The 18373-nt window shown below is 65.1% G+C and carries 19 protein-coding genes; 6 read left to right on the top strand and 13 right to left on the bottom strand.

Translation table 11 applies throughout. From position 1 onward, the window contains the following. Positions 1 to 145: 145 nt before the first annotated feature. The gene (locus tag IB259_RS00705) at positions 146 to 1009 is read right to left on the bottom strand and encodes a MurR/RpiR family transcriptional regulator (protein WP_119451637.1); all 864 of its coding nucleotides are present in this window, start codon (positions 1007 to 1009) and stop codon (positions 146 to 148) included. Positions 1010 to 1126: 117 nt separating this feature from the next. Between IB259_RS00705 and IB259_RS00700 the strand changes: the two genes are divergently transcribed. Further along, positions 1127 to 2125, top strand: a complete 999-nt coding sequence (locus IB259_RS00700) for a tripartite tricarboxylate transporter substrate binding protein (protein ID WP_054458228.1) — start codon at positions 1127 to 1129, stop codon at positions 2123 to 2125. Between the two features lie 11 nt (positions 2126 to 2136). Beyond that, entirely contained in the window at positions 2137 to 3090 is a 954-nt protein-coding gene (locus tag IB259_RS00695) for a succinylglutamate desuccinylase/aspartoacylase family protein (RefSeq protein ID WP_054458229.1), read from the top strand. 31 nt (positions 3091 to 3121) lie between these two features. Here the strand turns inward: IB259_RS00695 and IB259_RS00690 are convergent, their stop codons facing one another. Both IB259_RS00690 and IB259_RS00685 read right to left on the bottom strand, forming a co-directional pair. After that, the gene (locus IB259_RS00690) at positions 3122 to 3556 is read right to left on the bottom strand and encodes a GNAT family acetyltransferase (RefSeq protein ID WP_054458230.1); all 435 of its coding nucleotides are present in this window, start codon (positions 3554 to 3556) and stop codon (positions 3122 to 3124) included. A gap of 250 nt (positions 3557 to 3806) precedes the next feature. After that, complete coding sequence (locus IB259_RS00685) at positions 3807 to 4709, bottom strand: PhzF family phenazine biosynthesis protein (RefSeq protein ID WP_054458231.1); 903 nt, start codon at positions 4707 to 4709, stop codon at positions 3807 to 3809. Positions 4710 to 4903: 194 nt separating this feature from the next. On the opposite strand from IB259_RS00685, the gene IB259_RS00680 reads away from it, so the two are divergent. Next, complete coding sequence (locus tag IB259_RS00680; protein WP_125471556.1) at positions 4904 to 5275, top strand: hypothetical protein; 372 nt, start codon at positions 4904 to 4906, stop codon at positions 5273 to 5275. 78 nt (positions 5276 to 5353) lie between these two features. Then, positions 5354 to 5992, top strand: coding sequence for a hypothetical protein (locus tag IB259_RS00675; RefSeq protein ID WP_125471554.1), 639 nt, complete (start codon positions 5354 to 5356; stop codon positions 5990 to 5992). Positions 5993 to 6011: 19 nt separating this feature from the next. On the opposite strand, the gene IB259_RS00670 is transcribed toward IB259_RS00675, so the two are convergent. Next, on the bottom strand, positions 6012 to 7001 hold the full coding sequence (locus IB259_RS00670; protein WP_119451635.1) for a 2-hydroxyacid dehydrogenase: 990 nt from the start codon (positions 6999 to 7001) through the stop codon (positions 6012 to 6014). 134 nt (positions 7002 to 7135) lie between these two features. Between IB259_RS00670 and IB259_RS00665 the strand changes: the two genes are divergently transcribed. After that, positions 7136 to 8029 (top strand): LysR family transcriptional regulator, encoded by an 894-nt coding sequence (locus IB259_RS00665; RefSeq protein ID WP_054458234.1) that lies wholly within the window; start codon positions 7136 to 7138, stop codon positions 8027 to 8029. A 2-nt stretch (positions 8030 to 8031) separates the two neighbouring features. Here IB259_RS00665 and IB259_RS00660 read toward each other — a convergent pair whose 3' ends face one another. The 4 genes from IB259_RS00660 to IB259_RS00645 form a co-directional block, all read right to left on the bottom strand. Beyond that, a complete protein-coding gene (locus tag IB259_RS00660) occupies positions 8032 to 9768 on the bottom strand; it encodes an IlvD/Edd family dehydratase (RefSeq protein WP_054458304.1) in 1737 nt (578 codons plus the stop codon). 20 nt (positions 9769 to 9788) lie between these two features. Beyond that, on the bottom strand, positions 9789 to 10799 hold the full coding sequence (locus tag IB259_RS00655; RefSeq protein ID WP_054458235.1) for a tripartite tricarboxylate transporter substrate binding protein: 1011 nt from the start codon (positions 10797 to 10799) through the stop codon (positions 9789 to 9791). A gap of 1029 nt (positions 10800 to 11828) precedes the next feature. Continuing rightward, a complete protein-coding gene (locus IB259_RS00650) occupies positions 11829 to 12755 on the bottom strand; it encodes a 3-hydroxyacyl-CoA dehydrogenase family protein (RefSeq protein ID WP_119451633.1) in 927 nt (308 codons plus the stop codon). Positions 12756 to 12791: 36 nt separating this feature from the next. Further along, positions 12792 to 13730 (bottom strand): SMP-30/gluconolactonase/LRE family protein, encoded by a 939-nt coding sequence (locus IB259_RS00645; RefSeq protein ID WP_119451632.1) that lies wholly within the window; start codon positions 13728 to 13730, stop codon positions 12792 to 12794. Between the two features lie 242 nt (positions 13731 to 13972). On the opposite strand from IB259_RS00645, the gene IB259_RS00640 reads away from it, so the two are divergent. Next, entirely contained in the window at positions 13973 to 14839 is an 867-nt protein-coding gene (locus tag IB259_RS00640; RefSeq protein WP_192327072.1) for a spermidine synthase, read from the top strand. 15 nt (positions 14840 to 14854) lie between these two features. Here IB259_RS00640 and IB259_RS00635 read toward each other — a convergent pair whose 3' ends face one another. The 5 genes from IB259_RS00635 to IB259_RS00615 form a co-directional block, all read right to left on the bottom strand. After that, positions 14855 to 15607, bottom strand: coding sequence for an SDR family oxidoreductase (locus IB259_RS00635; RefSeq protein WP_192327069.1), 753 nt, complete (start codon positions 15605 to 15607; stop codon positions 14855 to 14857). A gap of 103 nt (positions 15608 to 15710) precedes the next feature. Beyond that, a complete protein-coding gene (locus tag IB259_RS00630) occupies positions 15711 to 17021 on the bottom strand; it encodes a rhomboid family intramembrane serine protease (RefSeq protein WP_192327064.1) in 1311 nt (436 codons plus the stop codon). A gap of 61 nt (positions 17022 to 17082) precedes the next feature. Beyond that, positions 17083 to 17529 carry a hypothetical protein gene (locus IB259_RS00625; protein ID WP_192327061.1) on the bottom strand — a complete coding sequence of 149 codons (447 nt, stop codon included), beginning with the start codon at positions 17527 to 17529 and terminating at the stop codon, positions 17083 to 17085. A 101-nt stretch (positions 17530 to 17630) separates the two neighbouring features. After that, on the bottom strand, positions 17631 to 17819 hold the full coding sequence (locus tag IB259_RS00620) for a hypothetical protein (protein ID WP_054458306.1): 189 nt from the start codon (positions 17817 to 17819) through the stop codon (positions 17631 to 17633). A 37-nt stretch (positions 17820 to 17856) separates the two neighbouring features. Then, entirely contained in the window at positions 17857 to 18294 is a 438-nt protein-coding gene (locus IB259_RS00615) for a hypothetical protein (RefSeq protein ID WP_119451627.1), read from the bottom strand. Between the last annotated feature and the right edge of the window lie 79 nt (positions 18295 to 18373).

Below are 18373 nucleotides of genomic sequence, written 5' to 3'. Positions count from 1 at the left end.
TGGCTTGAAAAGTAATGTTTTCAAGGAGTTATGAAGTACTAGAGCAGGTAGTGCGAACGCATCTTGAAGCTCATCCAAATGGCCGAAAATCGGTCCAAATCCTGGCCTTTCGCGCTCGCCGCAAGAACGGTGCGAGCAGCATCTTTCAGCCGCCCGGCGGACGTATCCATTGCGCGTCCCACAAGCCTTCGCCGCGCTCCAGAGCCGCGCCCAAGGCCTGTTTGCTGCGCTGCGCAACCGCCGCCAGCAAGGCATTGCAGACGGAAAAGGCCGCAGTGTAGGAATCGAATGGCGACGCGCTGGAACTGCGCGCTATCAGCACGTGGTGTGCCGAGGCCGCGGCGGGCGCCGACGCCGAATCGGTGATCAGAATCACCTTGCCGCCTCGCTGCCGGAAATACTGCACCGCCTTGGCCGCGGCAACCGAATAGCGCCTGAAGGTAAACGCCAGCAGCACGTCGGCCTCGTCGATCCAGAGCAGTTGGTCTTCCAGGAACAGCGGACCGGCGGCGACCATGGGCTTGACCGAAGGCAGGCACAGGTTCAAGTACAGCGCCACGTGGCTGGCCAGCGGCGCGGCCTGGCGTAGCCCCAGCACATGCACCCGCCCCTTGCGCTGCGTCAGCAGTCGGACGGCAGCCTCGAAGGCGGCCACGTCGATCGACGCGTAGGTCTCCTTCAGGTTGTGCTGGTCATGCAGCAAGGCGTTATGCAGGCAGGCGCGCGCCGACGGTTTGTCCGAGCCCACCGCGTCCGCGCGCTCGCCGGGCGAGGCCAGGCGCGCCGTCACTTCCGTGCGCGCCTCCACCTGGGCCTGCGCGTAGCTTTCGTAGCCGAGCTTGGCCAACAGGCGCACCACGGTGGAAGCGCTGGTGCCGACCTGCCTGGCCAGCGCCGTCGCCGATTCCAGCAGGCTTTGCGGATAGCGCGCCTGCATCTCCTCGACCAGCAATTGTTCGCTCTTGCTGAGCTTGCGGCCGTAGCCGGCAATACGTTGGTGCAGGTTCATCCTTGCATGGCCCTAGGTGATAACCCCAAATTTCACAATACACATTGCATCTTATATTGCTGCCTGCAATCTTCATTGCAAATTAGACCAAACCCGCAGTCACCACAAGAGAATTCCATGAAGCATCAATCGCAGGGACCGTCCTCGATCCGCCGCAGCCTGATCCTGGCCGGTCTGGGCGCCGCCTTGCTGCCGCTGGCCGCGCGCGCCGACGCCTATCCTTCGCGCCCCATCACGCTGGTCGTCCCCTTCCCTGCGGGCGGCTCCGTCGACCTGATCGGCCGACTGTACGCGGACGCCCTGGGCAAGGCGCTGGGTACCAGCGTCATCATCGAGAACCGCGACGGCGCGGGCGGCGCCATCGGCAGCAAGCGCGTCGCGCGCGCCGCGCCGGACGGCTACACGCTGGTCGCGTCCTCGCAAAGCTCGCACCTGGCCAACCCGCTGATGCGCAATGACCTGGGCTACGACCCGATCAAGGACTTCGTCTCGATCTCGCAGCTGTCGCGCACGCCCAATGTGCTGGTGACCAATGCCGCCGTGCCGGCCCGCAACCTGGCGGAGTTCGTGGCGCTGCTGAAGGCGCGCCCCGACCAATTGCACTATGCCACCGCAGGCATCGGCAGCATGGGCCAGCTCAACGCCGAACTGCTGAAGAACACCCTGCAGCTGCAGGCCGTGCACGTGCCCTATCGCGGCGGCGCGCCGCTGATCAACGCGCTGCTGTCCGACCAGGCGCAGTTCGCGCTGGACAACCTCGCGCCCTTCCTGCCCCACATCCAGGTCGGCAAGATGCGCGCGCTGGCGGTGGCCGCGCCAAAACGCCTGGACTCCCTGCCCGACGTGCCGACCTTCGAGGAACTGGGTTACCCCGTGCTCAATTCCATGTCGTGGATCGGCCTGGCCGCGCCCGCAGGCACGCCGCCCGACATCGTCCAGAAGCTGCTGGCCGCCGTGCGCACCGCCGCCACCGAGGACGGCATGCCGCAATCCCTGGAAAAGGCCGGCGCGCTGCCCCCCGAGAACCAGACTCCGCAACAGTTCACCGCCATGATGTCCGAGCGCCTGGCGTTGTACAAAGACCTGATCGACCGCGCCGGCATCCGTCCTGAATAGGCCTTACTCCCATGAAAAATCCCGCTTTCGAACCCGACACCGCCCCGCTCGAAGTCCTGCCGCGCGATCTCTCGGCCTATCGCGAGGGCAATGTCGGCATCCCCTACGTGCACCGGTTCGAGTCGGGCCGTCCCGGCCCGCATGTGCTGATCAACGCCATCACGCACGGCAACGAAATCTGCGGCATGGTGGCTGCGACCCATCTGCTGGACTCGGGCGTGCGCCCCAAGATCGGCACGCTCACCGTCAGCTTCGCGCACGTCGAAGCCTATGAAGCCTTCGATATCGAGAACCCCTACGAGAACCGCCAGCTCGTCCACAACCTGAACCGCATCTGGTCCGCAGCCATGCTGGACGGCCCGGAAGACAGCCCCGAACTGCGCCGCGCCCGCGAGCTGCGGCCGGTGCTGGACGCCGCCGACTTCGTGCTGGACATCCATTCCACGCGTGCGCCGGTGCAACCCTTCTGGGTCTACACCGAGATGGACCGCAACACGGCGCTGGCCAGCGCCGTCGGCGTGCCGCAGGTACATCTGGTGATGCCGCCCGACCTCTTCCCCGGCACTGGCGTCATGGGCTACGGCCGCCACGGCGATCCGCACTCCGACAGCAGCGGCTCGCTGGTGGTCGAATGCGGCCAGCACTTCGCGCAATCCGCCGCCGACCTGGCCACCGACGTCACGCTGCGCTTCCTCGCGCACACGGGCCTGATCGACATGCCTGCCGGCACGCCGCCCCCGCCCGCGCCGCAGCGCTACCGCCTGCTCGAAGTGCATATGGTGAAGTCCGAGGACTTCACCTTTACCCGTCCGGTGATCGGCTTCGAAACCTTCGCCAAGGGTGAACTCATCGCCATGAACGGCACCGAGGAAATCCGTTCGCCCTGCGACGACTGCACCATCTTCATGCCCACGCGCATGCCCATCGTGGGTCGCGAAGCGGTGTACCTGACCGTGGCGATCTGATCGCCATCCGCAAGCGTCTGATCGGGATCCGTCAAAGGTCCGGAATCAGGCGCTTGCCCAGGCTGATGACCTCGTCCTGCTGAAAGCCCAGGGTCGCGTAGAAGTCCTTCACCGCAATATTGCCCGACCGGATCAGCAGATTGATCTTGGGGCAACCCATTTCCAGCAGCCGGCGCTCCACCGCCTGCATCAGTGCGGTGGCATGACCGCGGCGCTGATGCGCGGGCGATACCGCCAGGTAATTGATCCAGGCGCGATGGCCGTCATAGCCGCCCATCAGCGTCGCGACGATCGCGCCGTCCGCCTCTCCCACCAGAAACAAGTCCGCCTGCACCGCAAGCTTGCGCGCAATATCCTTGCGCGGGTCGTTCCATGGGCGGGTCAGGCCGCAGTCATGCCACAGCTGGATGATGGCCGCTTCGTCGGTCGAATGGTAGGGCCGGATGGCGAGGTCTTGCGCACTCATGCTTCGTTCCTTCAAGGATGGCAACGAAAGCCTTGCGATACGCCTCGACAGCGGGACCAGCCAGAAACAGAAAAGCCACGAGAGGTATCGTGGCTTTCAGGATATGGCGCCGATGGTTTGGCGCCGGGACGTGACCAGCCACTCAACGTAAGCGTCGAGTGATTCGTCGGTAGGCTGCGCCAGACATTGGCGCGAAATGCTTTGCGTTCATGAGGGCAAGCATACACGAGGCGGCGAAGCGCAGCCAACGTCAGGACGCGTCAGGCGCCTCCAGCGTGCCTTCCATGACCACCACGGCCTCGCCCGCCACGCCCGCCCATACGCCATCGGCGCGCGGTTCGGCGTGAGCCAGCAGCACGCTGGCGCGTCCCATGTCCACGCCCTGCTCCACCCTCAGGCGCATTGCGCCGGCGCCGCGCAGGGCCGTGCGCAAGGCCGTCATGGCCGCCGTAGCGCTGCCGGTCGCGGGGTCTTCCGTCATGCGACCGGTGAACATGCGGGCCTGGACATCCGCCCCGCCCGCCCCCGTGTCAGTGGTGTAGGCATAGATGGACTTTGCGCCGTCCAGCGGCAGCAGGGCCGCGTAGCCCGCCGGATCTGGCACGGCCCGGCGCAAGGCGTCGCGGCTGGCCAATTGCACCACCAGGAAGATCAGGCCTACCGACGCCACCTGCGGCGCATGCGTGGAGGTATCGATGTCCGCAGGCTCCAGGCTCAAGGCCCGCGCAACCGCGGCGGCCGGCGCCTCGCTGGCGCGCGACAGCGGTTGCGGCGCAAGCAGTTCCGCACCCGCCGCGCCGTTTGCGCCTGGGCGCAGCGCAATGCGCACCAGTCCCGCCTCCTCCTCAAACGCGAAGGCATCCGGCACGGTCAGGCCCGAGGCAGCCATTTCGCGCGCCAGCACCACGGCCGTGCCCACATTGGGATGTCCGGCGAACGGCACCTCGCGGTCGGGCGTGAAGATGCGCACCCAGGCCGTATGGGCAGGATCCCGCGGCGGCAGCACAAAGCTGGTTTCGGAATAGTTGAATTCGCGCGCGATGCGTTGCATCTGCGCCGTGCTCAGGCCCTGGGCGTCGAACACGACCGCCAGCGGATTGCCGCCGTACGCTTGGCTGGTGAACACATCGGCGGTGACATAACGGTAGCGCATGGAACGTCCTCTCAGGCCACGCGGACTGCGCGGCGACCCGGGAAGTGTGCGGGGCCGGCGCGCGGCCCACCAGACACAGAGGCGATGAATCGGGACCGTAACAGCGGGTGGATCTGGCATAGACTATGCTGGCCCGGCGCTTTCCGCCCCCCAAGCCGGTGCATGACGATTTGCGCTCACCAGGAACCCGCCACATGTCCACGGTACGCACCTACTTCCAGAACCGCCTGCCTGCAGGCGAACTTGCCAGATTGATGCGAGTCCAGGAGCCGTTCTTTCTGGAGAACATCGTCGACATCGACGAAACCGCGGCAGCGCTGCAGGCGCTGTGCCGCGAACATGGGCTGACCGTGCGGACGGTCAAGCAACCCTATAACGCCAGCGTGTCGGGCTGGGATCTGGCCAGCTTTCTTCCCGCCTGGTTCGGCGCGCTGGCCCTTGGTTTCTTCGCCGCCACTACGCCGGGCGGGCAGCGTACGGACGTCACCCTCAAACTGCGCAGCAACAGCTTGCTCGAAGTCTGTTTTTCCCGGACAGCACCCCATCCCGGCGCCGCCTTGCCTTGATCCGCGCGGGGTGTGCCTTGCATCAAGGTAGCGTCCACTCAGGCCTAGTACAATGTCCCATATATGGGGACGCTAAATATGAAAGACAGTGCCAGACCCGCAGAGGCGCTTACCGTCGAAGCCGCGATAGGCTTGGCTGAAAACTGGGCCCGCGCGCATCACGCGGACGCTGATCGAAGCAGGAAGTTCGCCACCCAATGGCATGGAGACACCAGCCCCGATGACAGGCAAGGCGAGGTGCTCCTGAGAGATCTCGCCTTCTTTTTCCAGGCCGCATCCAACGACGCCGCCTACTGGCGCTCGGTCGGAGACTTCACCGAGGAAGCCACCGGCCCCTGGGGAGTCCAGGCGCTGAAAGCCTTGGCCGGCCTGAACCTCATCGGCCTGGCGGCATCCCTAATCCTGTTCGCGGCGCGCGACAGCTCGGCCTTCACGGCAGGCGCAATCAGCGCCTGCGCCTTGTTCCTGGCCGGGCTGCTGCTGGCCTATCCGGCGCTGCGGCTCACCCGCATTTCCCGCTCCACGGCGAACGCCGCGTCGGCCCTGCAAAGCCGCGAAGCGGGAGCCGCGTCGACCTGGGAACAACTGCGGTCCGCCAACGTCGGCAACCCCAACGTCGGCCGCAAGGAACGCAAGATCGCCTTGCGCCTGGCCGCCATCATGGCAGCCACAGCCACGGCGGGCTGCGCGCTGCTGATTGCGACAGTGTGGTTCTAGCGGGTAGCCCGACGTCCGGCTACGCCACTGGCGTAACCGCCCTCCCCGTCGTAAAGAACGACACCAGGTTCCGCATCGCCAGCTCCGCCATCTGGCGGCGCGTCTCGTGCGTGGCGCTGCCGATATGGGGCGCCAGGATCACGTTCGACAGGCGCCGCAGGGGGCTCTCGCCCAGCGGCTCGCTTTCGAACACGTCGAGCGCGGCCCCCTGGATGATGCCGTTGGCCAACGCATGGCACAGGTCGGCCTCATTGATCACCGAGCCGCGGGCGACGTTGACGACCACCCCCTCCGGCCCCAGCGCACTCAACACGGCGGCGTCGACGATGTGGCGCGTTGCCGCCCCGCCGGGACATGACAGGACCAGCACGTCCACATGGCGAGCCATGGCAGGCAGAGAATCAAAATGCCGCCACGGCGTATCCTGGGGCGTGCGGCCGAAGTAGCTGAGGTCCACTTCGAACGGCACGAGCCGCCGGACGATCTCTTTGCCGATGCGCCCTAAACCGACGATGCCGACCTTCCTGCCCGCCAGGCTCGCCCCCAACGGAAAGGGCGAGGCCTCCCATGCGCCCGTGCGCACGAAGCTGTCGGCCGCAGGCAACTGGCGCAGCAAGGCGAGCAACAACCCCACCGCCAATTCAGCCACGGCCTTGTTCAACACGTCCGGCGTGTTGGTCACGACGATGTTCTTCTCACGCGCGCGGTCCAGCGCGATGCCGTCGTAGCCGACGCCGTTGGTGGCGATGATGCGCAGCCCCGGCAAGCGATCCATCAGCTCGGCGGAAATCCGGTAGTTCGAGCGCGTGACGATGCCGCCGATCGCATCGGCCTGCGCAGGATCGTTTTGCAGCGCCGCCTCGTCGATCAACGTGAACCTCGAGCGGAACTGCGCTTCCACCGACTCGGGAAAAACCCCTACCTTGAGCAGAGGGGGAAACTTGCCGTCCCCCTTGCCGGAGACATTTGCTGCTGCCTGGCGCGCTTGGGCCAGTTCATGCTCGATCATGGATTTCAACCTCGACGCTATAACATACGGAAAATTGGCGCGATAAGCCTGCAGCCATCGCAGCCGGGTTCGTAGCGGTTCGTGCGATCTTCAACCTGAAGTTTCTCCTTTCAGGGCAATAGGCCCATCGCATCATGGACATCAAGTGCATGCAGAGCTTCGTCGCAGTCGTCGAAGCCGGTTCATTCGCCGAAGCGGCGCGCAAGCTCGATCTGACCTCGGCCGCCATCGCCGCGCGCATCAAGGCGCTGGAGATGGACCTGGGCGTGGCGCTGGTCAAGCGCTCGGGGCGTTCGGTCCGGCCCACCGAGAGCGGCATGCGTATCCTCGAAGGCACCAAGGCGGCCATCCGCAACATCCGCGATCTGCGCGCCATGGCCATCGACGGCGACCAGCCGGGCGAATTCCGCATCGGCTGTTTCGTGTCCGCATTGACGAACGTGTTGCCGCCGATACTGAAATCGCTGTACCGCAAGCATCCGGACGCCTCCGTCTTCGTCACGCCCGGCGGCTCCATAGACCTGTGCGGCAAGGTGGTCAACGGCGAACTCGACGCCGCCATCGTGGTGGAACCACAGTTCGCGGTGCCCAAGAGCTGTCTCTGGCAGCCGTTCATGGAAGAGCCGCTGGTCGTCGTCGCGCCGTCCCATCTTGCGGACCAGGACGCCCACACCCTGCTCTCGACCCAACCCTTCATACGCTACGACCGCAACATCTACGGCGGCCAGCTGGCCGACCGCTATCTGCGCGACCACCAGATCTGGCCCAAGCAGCGGCTGGAGATTGACGGCCTGCTCGCCATCGTCGCGCTGGTGCATGAAGGCCTGGGCGTTGCGCTGATTCCGGACTGGTCGTCCATGTGGAAGTCGCTCGACGTGGCGCGCATCCCGCTGCCCAACCGTGCGCCCGTGCGCAGGAACGGCCTGATCTGGAATACCCGCGGCCATCACGCCAAGATGGCCGCGTCGATATCCCAGGATGCCCGGACCCTCTTCGGCAACATGGAAGCACGCCGGGCAACGCCGTAGCCCTACTTCGACTTGCCCGGCACGCCGCGTAGGAAGTCGAAATCCACGCCCTTGTCGGCCTGGGTCACCGTATCGAGGAAGAGCTTCTTGTAGCCGCGCTCGGCCGTGGGCGGCGTGACCGGCTGCTCGCGGCGGCGGCGGTCGAGTTCTTCGTCCGACACCAGCAGGGAGATCTCGCGCCGGCTCACGCTCAGGCGTATGCGGTCGCCGTTCCTGACATAGGCCAGCGGCCCGCCTATGGCCGCTTCCGGCGTGACATGCAGCACGATGGTGCCAAAGGCGGTGCCGCTCATGCGGCCGTCAGAGATCCGGATGATGTCCTTCACCCCCTGCGACGCCAGCTTCTTGGGGATCGGGATATAGCCCGCCTCCGGCATGCCGGGCGCGCCCTTGGGCCCGATGTTCTTCAGCACCAATATGTCCTGCGGCGTGACGTCCAGGTCCGCGGCATCGATGCGGCCCGCCAGGTCCTCGGCGTTCTCGAACACCACGGCCCGGCCTTCGTGTTCCATCAGCCCGGCATCGGCGGATGACTGCTTGATGATGGCGCCTTCGGGGGCCAGGTTGCCCGAAAGGACGGCTATGCCGCCCTGTGGATAGATCGGGTTCTGCCGCGTCTTGACCACGCTTTGCGGGAACCCCGGCCCCGCGCGTTCGATCTCCTCGCCCAGCGTCCTGCCGGTCACGGTCAGCGCGTCGAGCTTCAACAGCGGCTTGAGTTCGCGCAGCAGCGTGGCCATGCCGCCCGCTTTGTGGAAGTCTTCCATGTAATGCTGGCCCGAAGGCTTCAGGTCCACCAGCACGGGCGTCTCGCGCCCCATGCGGTCCAGCGCCTGCAGATCCAGGTCCAGCCCCAGTCGGCCGGCGATGGCGGTCAGGTGGATGATGCCGTTGGTGGACCCGCCGATGGCCAGCAGCACGCGCATGGCATTCTCGAAGGAATCCGCGGTCAGGATCTTCGAGACCGACAGGCGCTGCCTGGCGATCTCGACGGCCTGCGCGCCCGTGAGTTCAGCAATGCGCATCCGGTCAGCCGTGACGGCGGGCGGCGTAGCGCCGCCAGGCACGGTCATGCCCAGCGCTTCGGCAATACAGGCCATGGTGCTTGCCGTACCCATGACCGAACAGGTGCCCACGCTGGCGACGAGCTGGTTGTTGACGTCGGCGATCTCCTGGCTGTCGATCTCCTCGGCGCGGTACTTGCCCCAGTACCGGCGGCAATCCGTGCATGCGCCCACCCGTTCTGAACGGTGCGACCCCGTCAGCATCGATCCCGTCACAAGCTGGATCGCCGGTATGTCCGCCGACGCGGCGCCCATGAGCTGGGCGGGCACGGTCTTGTCGCATCCGCCTATCAGCACCACCGCGTCCATGGGCTGCGCGCGTATCAGCTCCTCGGTGTCCATGGACATGAGGTTGCGCAGGTACATGCTGGTGGGAAAGGAAAAGCTCTCGTGGATGGAGATGGTCGGGAAATCCATCGGCAGGCCGCCCGCGAACATGATGCCGCGCTTCACGGCTTCCAGCAGCTGCGGCGCGTTGCCGTGGCAGGGGTTGTAGGCGCTGCCCGTGTTGGCGATGCCGATCACCGGCCGGTCCAGCGCGCCGTCCGTGTAGCCGGCGCCCTTGATGAAGGCCTTGCGCAGGAACAGCGAAAAGCCGCTGTCGCCGTAGCTGGTGAGGCCTTTGCGCAGGCCGCCGGCCTCGCCCTGCGACGCCTCGGTGTTTTTCTTGCTCATCTTGTTCAAGCTGCTTCCAGTTAATTTACGGTGATGCCGCCGTCGCGGATGACCTTGGCCCACTGCTCGATTTCGGCGTTCAGGCGCGCCTTGGAGGCTTCGACGTCGAGCGCGTCGGCATAGACGCCTTGCTGCAGCAGCTGGGCCTTGGCATCGTCCTTGGCCAGCGCCGTGGTCAGCGCCTTGTTGATCTTGGCGACGATGGGAGCCGGCGTGCCGGCCGGCGCCATCACGCCAAAGAGCGAACTGACGTTGAAGCCGCTGAAGCCTTGTTCCTCGGCGGTGGGAATGTCCGGCAACATCGAGACGCGCTGCGGCGTCAGCACGGCCAGCGGACGCAACTGGCCGGACTTGATGAAGGAGATCGCGGCGGGCACCGTCTCGGTCATCGTCTCCACCTGGCCGCCGACCAGGTCCGTCATGGCCGGGCCGCTGCCGCGATAGGCCACGTGCACGATGTTGACGCCCGCGATCTGCTTGAAGAGTTCCATCGCCATGCGCTGCGGCGCGCCCGCGCCCGACGAGGCGAAATTGAGTTTTCCGGGATTCGCCTTCGCGTAGCTCACCAGATCGGCCAGCGATTTGATGGGCAGCTTGGGATTGACCACGGCCACCAGCGGCACAAAGCCGACCACCCCGGCGGGCGCGAAGTCCTTGCGCAGGTCGTAGGGGATGGTGTCCTTCTCCAGGGTCGCCATGACCGAATGCGAAGTCAGCGCCCCCATCAGCAAGGTATAGCCATCAGGTTGCGCGCGCGCCACTTCCGCCGCACCGATATTGCCGCCTGCGCCGCCGCGGTTCTCGATCACGACCTGGCCGCCGATCTGCTCGCTCAGGCGCTGGCCTACGATGCGTCCGATCACGTCGGTCGCGCCGCCAGGCGGATACGGGATGATCAGGCGGATGGGCTTGTTCGGATAGCTGTCGGCGGCCTGCGCGGATGCATGGCCAGGAACGGTGAAAGCAGCAGCCGCGATGAAGGCGGCCGCGGCGATGTGAATGCGCTTGCGCGCGGCATTCTTACAGAACATTTTTGTCTCCCGATGCGTTCTTATGGCTTGAAAGCTCTAGGCGCATGTTCGCAAACTCCCGCCTGCGAAAAGAGAAAAAAATTTATGTTCTGTCAAAAAAATCCGTGAAAGTCCTAGGACGTATGGATGAGGAAAATCCGGGCTGCACTTCGGTTTGGTGAAGTAGAGTTCTTGAGCCGCCGGCGTCCGGACTGCGGGATTCCGATGCTCGCCCCGGTGGGGCTGCGCTTCGGATCCCTCCGTCCGGCCACCGCCTCACGGCATCTGCCCATGAACGGCGGCTGAAACCAACGCATTAGGCGACTGGCAGCCGAGGACCCCGGAGCCATCCGAAGCGCAGCCCCGCCGGGACGAGCATCGGAATGGCGCAGGGCAGCCTCGGCGGCTAAAGAACCCTGACATCCGCGAGCTCGAAGCCCTGCCGCCTCGGTTTTGTGAGGCTGGGTTTTTTTGTGCGGCAGGGTTCTTAAGCCGCCGGCGTCCGGACTGCGGGGTTCCGATGCTCGCCCCGGCGGGGCTGCGCTTCGGATCCCTCCGCCCGGCCACCGGCTCACGGCATCTGCCCATGAACGGCGGCTGAAACCAACGCATTAGGCGACTGGCAGCCGAGGACCCCGGAGCCATCCGAAGCGCAGCCCCGCCGGGGCGAGCATCGGAATGACGCAGGGCAGCCTCGGCGGCTAAAGAACCCTCACATCCGCGAGCTCGAAGCCCTGCCGCTTCGGCTTCGTGAGGCTGGGTTCTTTTGTGCGGCAGGGTTCTTGAGCCGCCGGCGTCCGAACTGCGGGGTTCCGATGCTCGCCCCGGCGGGGCTGCGCTTCGGATCCCTCCGCCCGGACCGGCTCACGGCATCTGCCCATGAACGGCGGCTGAAACCAACGCATTAGGCGACTGGCAGCCGAGGACCCCGGAGCCATCCGAAGCGCAGCCCCGCCGGGGCGAGCATCGGAATGGCGCAGGGCAGCCTCGGCGGCTAAAGAACCCCGACATCCGCAAGTTCGAAGCCCTGCCGCTCCGCGACAGTCTGCGTCAGGCCAGCGCCTCTTCATCCTTCAGGATCTGCATGGCCTTGCCCAAGGCGACCTGGTAGCGCCGCTGCTCCTGGGCGACGCGGTCCGGCGTCCATTGATAGAAGCCCTTCAGGGAAGGCGACTTGACGCCTATGTTGCCCTGCTCGACCAGCTCGCGCATGAGCGCGCTGGGCCTGTCGTCCGTACGCAGGTGCGGATACATCGTCGCGGCCGCCGCGCAATGGATGTCGATGCCGGCCAGATCCTTCTGCAGCAGCGGGCCGGCCGCGATGTAGCGGAATCCGAACCCGTAGCGCACGGCAGTGTCCACGTCCTCGGCGGACGCGAAGCCTTCCTCGACCAGCGCGATCGCCTCGCGCATCAGCGCATGCTGGATGCGGTTGGCAAGAAACCCCGGCACGTCGCGCTTGACCTGCACCGGCTTCTTGCCGGTATCGCGCATGATGCGGCTGACTTCCTGGGCCATGGCTTCATCGGTAGCCTCTCCGCGTATCACTTCCACGGCGGGCACCAGATGGGCCGGCATGAAGTAATGCAGACCCACCATGCGTGCGCGGGTCTGCAAGCCCTCGCCGATGGCGCTGATGGGAAAGCTCGACGAATTGCTGGTCAAGGGAATCGAAGCGGGCGCCAGCTGTTCCAGGCGAGCGAATACGGCACGCTTGGTTTCCAGCAGTTCGGGCACGCACTCGACCACGATGCGGGTATCGCTCCAGTCGATTTCTTCCATGGTTGCGCTGGTGACGATGCGCCCGGCGTCCGCCTGGCCGCCGATCATTTCGCTGGAGGCGTTCACGCGCCGCGTGGCCGCCGCGCGCGCCGCCGCGTCGGGCTCCACCAGCCATACACGCCAGCCGGCCGCATGAAAACCGGCGGCGACGTCGGCCCCCATGGTGCCCGCGCCCAGCACAATTGCCTGATCCATCTGTTCCGTCCTTTTGGTAGTTGGGGTATGTGGTAGTCAGAGCGCCTGCGCGGCCGGCGCCGGCAGGTACATCGGCTTGCCCGCTACATCGAGTTCGACGCGCAGGATGCTGGCCGAACTGGACTCGGTGATGTAAAGCGTGCGGCCCGCGGCTCCCCCGAAGGCCAGGTTGGTGGTGTGCAGCCCCTCGGGAGACTGGATGCGCAAAGCCGGCTGGCCCAACGGATCCATGCACCAGACGGTGCCCAGACCCACGTGGGCAATGCACAGTCCGCCCTTCGCATCCAGCGCCAGGCCATCCGGGCCCCCGCCGCCCGACATCTGGATGAACGTGCCCACCTTGCCGACCTGGCCGTTGCGCAGCAGCGGCACCTTCCAGATCGCGTTGGCCCGCGTCGCCGCCACATACAGCGCGTGCTCGTCCAGATCCATCACCAGGCCGTTGGGGCTGGGTATGCAATCAAGCAGGCAGTCCAGCTTGCCGTCCGGCCGCAGGCGGAACAGGCGGCCAGTCGGATCCTGCCAGCCGGTCATGCCCTGGTCGGTGAAATAGAGATCCCCCGCCTGCGAGAAGAACAGGTCGTTCACGCCCTTGAAGCGCTCGATGTTGTAGCGCTCGAGCACCGGGCGCACCTCGCGGCGCTCGAGGTCGAACTGCATGATGCCGTGCTTGTAGTCGGCGATGAAGATGCGGCCGTCGCGATGGAACTTCAGGCCGTTGGGCCAGCCGTCGTACTGTACGAGCGGCTCGAATTCGCCACGCGCATCGACCCGCAGGATGCGGCCGTTGATGACGTCCACGCAATACAGCAGGCCGTCTGGCCCGAAGGACGGCCCTTCCAGCAACGAGCGCGGCGGATTGCCCTGCGGCTGGCCAGCGACCCACTCGTTCAGGTCCTGGCCCTGCCACTTCAGCTCGTCGGGCAGCCGGGCGTATACGCTGGCTTGAATCCTGGGGACGGGATCGTAGAACATGCAGGTCTCCTCTGATTTACCGGACGGGAATCTATGCGCCCCGTTTCGAGCGAAATTCTAAGGAGAGCCGAGCATTTAAGGAAATGAAATATATCGAACGAGTCTTTCAATAAAACCGATCGTTGATTCCTGCCGTCGCGACGCCGCCGGCGTCTTGCCGCCAGGGGATTCACGCCAGCGTCCGCGCGGTGGACCCGGCCCACGATACGATGACGCGTCCCCTACCTGTTGCTTGCCGCCAAATGCTCCGTGTTGCCCTCCGCGCCATTCTCGTCCTCGTCATCGCCGGCGCCGCCTTGGTGCTGCTGCGAGGTACGGGCGGCCCCAAGCTGATCCACAGCGAAGATTCGCAGTTCGGCAAACTGCTCGTGTTCGAGGAAAACGGCGAGCGCTGCATGAACTTCAACTCCATCCACGACGTCGGCCGCCAGACCTGCATGAGCCTCGAGCATCCCGGGCAGCTGGTGTTTTCCTACACGCGCATGATGATGACCGCGCTCTACATCAATCCCAAGCCGCGCAACATCCTGATCGTCGGATTGGGCGGCGCCACACTGCAAAAGACCCTGGCCGCGCTCCTGCCCGATACCGTCATCGATACCGTGGAAATCGATCCCGCCGTGGGCAAGGTCGCGGCGCGCTACTTCGGTTACCAGGAAGGCCCCGCGCAACGCCTCTTCCTGGAAGATGGCCGCGCCTACATCGAACGCGCCCATCGCGACGGCCTGCAATACGACATGGTGATGCTGGACGCGTTCGACGTCGACTACATCCCCGAACATCTGATGACGCTGGAATTCCTGCAACACGTGCGCGGCATCCTCGCGCCGGGCGGCGTGGCGGTGGCGAACACCTTCACCGAGAGCCAGCTCTATGCACGCGAATCGGCGACCTATGCCGCGGTGTTCGGAGAATTCTTCAATCTGCAAACGGGCAATCGCGTCATCATGGCGGTCAACGGTGAACTGCCCGGCCGCGATCAGCTTGCCCGCAATGCCAAGGCGCTGGATGCCGTTCTGGGGCCGTTGGGCGTCAATGCCGAGGAAGCCCTGGAGATGTACTCGCGCCGACAGGCGATTGCCGACGGCGCACCCGTCTTGCGCGATTGAGCCTGGACGGTGCGCTCACTTCACGGCGGAGTTGCCGCCATCCGCATAGAGCGCGGACCCGGTCACGAAGCTTGCCATCGGGCTGGCCAGGAACAGCGCCGCCGAGGCGATTTCATCGGCGCGCGCAATCCGCTTCATGGCATGCAGGCCGGCCGCCCAGTCCTTCTGCTCCTGGCTCCCGGCCATCTCGGTGTCCACACCGCCAGGCAAGAGCGCATTGGCGCGGATGCCTTGCGCGGCATAGTCCGCAGTAATGCCCTTGACCAAGCCCATCAGCGCGGCTTTGGACGTGCCGTAGGCCGTCATGCCGGGCAGGCCGACGCTCGTCCCCACAAAACTGGACACGAAGACCAGCGCGCCGCCGCCCCGCTCCAGCATGGCCGGAATCTGATGGCGCGCGCCCAGGAACGCCGCCGTGAGATTGACGCTCAGCGTATGCTCCCATTCTTCCAGGGCAACTTCCGCAAGCGGCTTGAAGGGCCCGATGGTGCCGGCATTGTTTATCGCGATGTCCAGGCCGCCGAACTCGCGCTGGGCGTACTGCACCGCCAGTCTGTGCGTGTCCGGCAAGGCGACATCTCCCGCAGCAACGCAGGCCCGCCCGCCGGCGCTCCTGATCTCATCGGCCACCCGCTCCAGCAGATCACGGCGTCTGGCCGTCAGCACCAGCGCCGCGCCCTCGGCGGCCAGGCGCAACGCCACGGCGCGCCCGATACCCGAGGACGCGCCCGTGACCAAAGCCACTTTTCCAGCAAGAGATAAAGACATGGGCGTCTGCTCCAGGCATGAATGATGCCTGCATCCTACGAATGCGAATGCGCCTTGTCCTCCCGTTTATTGCTGCGTTTGCGTATGCCCCTGATCGCAGGCGCTAGCGCTCGCAACTCCAATAGGGGCAACCAGACCGGCTGATGACCGCCAGCGCGAGTTCACCTGGCCGCCGGAGTATCGCCTTCAAGGCCGCTGCCTGCGCCCGCAATTGCGCTGAATCGGTCCGGTACATTCCCCTCGTGTCGAGCAGGAAGTTCATCTTCAAACGTGTCTGGCGCGCCTTTTCAGGATCGAGCTCAGCGGCGTCTTTTTGAAAGACCGCGCCATAGAGCCGAGTCTGAAGTTCGCAGTACTGGTCTGCCGCGGTCAACGCCTCCTGCGCAGCGGCAGCCGGGTAGAGTTTCCGCAACCCTGCGATCTGCGCATGGCAGCGTTCGTATTGCTGCGGCATGAACCTCGCCAACAAGGCTAGATCCCTGTCGCCGGGTTTCGCGCAACCTCGCAGATCCGACGTTTGCGATCCGTCGCGCACAGCGGCGGACAACGCGCCGGCAATGCACTCATCCAGCGACGGCGCTTTCCATAGCGCCTGATCCGAGCCCAGCAATCCCATTTTTCCCAGCGTGCGCCCAAACTGCGCGGCGGCAAGCTGTTCCTGCATGCCGCGGTCATGATTGCCGAGCGTCACCGCGGCCAGCGCCACGGCGCTGAGCGTGCCCGTCGCGGCCAGGACCACCGCCGCCGTTACGGGCCGCAAGCGCTCGGCATACAGCGCGATGCCCGCGAGCAGCGCTCCCGACAGCAAGCCGCCCAGGTGCGCCGCGTTGTCGACGTCGAACGCGAAGCCCGCGCCGAAGGTCAGCACCAGGCTGAACAGCAGATTGCCGGGCGGGATGTGGGGCCGGCCCATACGCCGGTCATGCAAGCCGTAAACGATCGCGGCCCCGAAAATGCCCAGGATTGCGCCAGACGCCCCGCAGCTCAGGAAAAACTCGTCGCGATGCCATAACGCGGTGACCAGGCTGCCACATAGGCCCGACAGCAGATACACGCCCAGGAACACCCCGGAACGCATGCGCGCCTCCAGGATGATCCCCAGCGACCACAGCGCCAGCATGTTGATTGCCAGGTGCAGGAAGCCGATGTGCAGGAACATGCTGGTGAACAGGCGCCAGTATTCCCCGGACAAGGTCAAGGCCGGTACGTTGCCGCCCCAATCGATCAGGAACGAGGTTTGGCTCAGGCTCTCGAACGCGCGCGAGTCTAAAAATCCCGCCACGCCGTACACCGCGACATTGCAGGCAATCAGCAGAAGCGTGATCTTGCTAGCGAATATTCTTTTGAGCAGGGACGTACGTTGGAATGGAGGCATCAAGTAGGCATATCGAAGAGTGGGCTTTATCTTAACCAAGCAGCGCGCCATGCTGCAGAAGGCCGAGGTAAGCGCGCCATGCATGGGTGCAGCAAACGATTCAGCCGCCAGTCTTGGGCGCCGGTTCCTCGTTGCGGCATCCCGCGTATTGATATCGGCCCGGCTTGCCAAGCATTGCCGTGAACGTGCATGGCTCACCGGAATACGCGTGCGTGGCCTGCACTTTCAGCACATTACCGGCGACAACCACGCTCTGCTTGTCCTGCCCGCAACTCCAGAAAGTGGTCGAGAGTTCCGCGAAGGTCTGTTCCGCAATGAGCTTTGCAGGACGGCCAGCGGCCGCGGGCGCGACCCATTGAATCCGTACGCGGCAGCTGACGTGCTCGAACCCGACCTCTTCGACCAGGATCCGGTACGCGCCCTTGGCTGCGTCGTCGGTCCAGCGGCCGCCCTGTACCACGCGCGTGGTCGATGCGTCCGCCTGCGCTTCAGCGACAGCGCCGGTCGCATACAGCGTCAGCAATAGAGGCACCGCAAGAGTTCTCATGACTTTCATCCGCATACCGCCTGGAGTTATCACTGACCGTCAATCGCACCGCAATTGCGCTGCCGCGCACTTATACCATTCAGGCGCGTAACCGATCGCCGTCATACGGTCAGCGCAATCACCAGCGCGAGAACGGCGATCGTCATCAAGGCCCCTGCGATACCGGCAGACGGCCGATAGTCCGGCCCCGCGCCCTGCTCCTTGAACTGGAACGGCCGCGTCCAGAAGACGAACAGGCTGCCAGTGAATGCAGCTAGCGCCAACACGCTCCACAAGACCACGTACAGCACCGGCACTTCCTCCCACTCCACGTTTCCAATCTGGCGTTTAACGAGGTTCCGCCTGCCGCGCGGCTGCCTTGCGGGCGTTTCGCACAGCGACATGGCTGCAGTAACGCGTGAAGTCCTTCTTCGCCAATGCCAGATAGAACCCGGTCAGGACCATCGCAGCGCTGGCGACGTAAGCATGCAACCACAGATGGGCGGAATACTTGAGCATGCCCGTCAGCAGGTAGAGATTCATCGCACCGATGCCGAGCAGCAGGACCATCAAGATCCAGCGCGCCCATTCGCTGCCCCGATACAGCCAATACAGCAGCAGCGCCGGGATCACCAGCCGTTGCGCCGGCCCGAATTGGCCTCGCAATGCATCTAGGATATCTGGGCTGCAGGTCACAATGATGCCCAGCAGGCTGATAAACCAAAAGCGGCGGCCGTCAGGCATGCGACGACGCGCCTTGTTCTTCACGGCATTCTGTTGCGCCATTTCTTTTCCTAGTCGAAGAGCGTCCCAGTGTACCCATTCGGGTTCGTCAATTTGACGCCGCAAAAAGAAATCAAATACG

This window comes from Achromobacter sp. ACM04 (assembly GCF_014851465.1).
Lineage (GTDB): Bacteria > Pseudomonadota > Gammaproteobacteria > Burkholderiales > Burkholderiaceae_B > Achromobacter > Achromobacter aegrifaciens.
Note: the sequence above shows the minus strand (reverse complement) of the source record. Positions and strands in the feature narration are given on the sequence as shown.

Excerpts from the sequence above, each read along its gene's own strand:
- IB259_RS00705 (WP_119451637.1), bottom strand. The coding sequence starts at position 1,009 with ATGAACCTGCACCAACGTATTGCCGGCTACGGCCGCAAGCTCAGCAAG.
- IB259_RS00700 (WP_054458228.1), top strand. The coding sequence starts at position 1,127 with ATGAAGCATCAATCGCAGGGACCGTCCTCGATCCGCCGCAGCCTGATC.
- IB259_RS00695 (WP_054458229.1), top strand. The coding sequence starts at position 2,137 with ATGAAAAATCCCGCTTTCGAACCCGACACCGCCCCGCTCGAAGTCCTG.
- IB259_RS00690 (WP_054458230.1), bottom strand. The coding sequence starts at position 3,556 with ATGAGTGCGCAAGACCTCGCCATCCGGCCCTACCATTCGACCGACGAA.
- IB259_RS00685 (WP_054458231.1), bottom strand. The coding sequence starts at position 4,709 with ATGCGCTACCGTTATGTCACCGCCGATGTGTTCACCAGCCAAGCGTAC.
- IB259_RS00680 (WP_125471556.1), top strand. The coding sequence starts at position 4,904 with ATGTCCACGGTACGCACCTACTTCCAGAACCGCCTGCCTGCAGGCGAA.
- IB259_RS00675 (WP_125471554.1), top strand. The coding sequence starts at position 5,354 with ATGAAAGACAGTGCCAGACCCGCAGAGGCGCTTACCGTCGAAGCCGCG.
- IB259_RS00670 (WP_119451635.1), bottom strand. The coding sequence starts at position 7,001 with ATGATCGAGCATGAACTGGCCCAAGCGCGCCAGGCAGCAGCAAATGTC.
- IB259_RS00665 (WP_054458234.1), top strand. The coding sequence starts at position 7,136 with ATGGACATCAAGTGCATGCAGAGCTTCGTCGCAGTCGTCGAAGCCGGT.
- IB259_RS00660 (WP_054458304.1), bottom strand. The coding sequence starts at position 9,768 with ATGAGCAAGAAAAACACCGAGGCGTCGCAGGGCGAGGCCGGCGGCCTG.
- IB259_RS00655 (WP_054458235.1), bottom strand. The coding sequence starts at position 10,799 with ATGTTCTGTAAGAATGCCGCGCGCAAGCGCATTCACATCGCCGCGGCC.
- IB259_RS00650 (WP_119451633.1), bottom strand. The coding sequence starts at position 12,755 with ATGGATCAGGCAATTGTGCTGGGCGCGGGCACCATGGGGGCCGACGTC.
- IB259_RS00645 (WP_119451632.1), bottom strand. The coding sequence starts at position 13,730 with ATGTTCTACGATCCCGTCCCCAGGATTCAAGCCAGCGTATACGCCCGG.
- IB259_RS00640 (WP_192327072.1), top strand. The coding sequence starts at position 13,973 with ATGCTCCGTGTTGCCCTCCGCGCCATTCTCGTCCTCGTCATCGCCGGC.
- IB259_RS00635 (WP_192327069.1), bottom strand. The coding sequence starts at position 15,607 with ATGTCTTTATCTCTTGCTGGAAAAGTGGCTTTGGTCACGGGCGCGTCC.
- IB259_RS00625 (WP_192327061.1), bottom strand. The coding sequence starts at position 17,529 with ATGAGAACTCTTGCGGTGCCTCTATTGCTGACGCTGTATGCGACCGGC.
- IB259_RS00615 (WP_119451627.1), bottom strand. The coding sequence starts at position 18,294 with ATGGCGCAACAGAATGCCGTGAAGAACAAGGCGCGTCGTCGCATGCCT.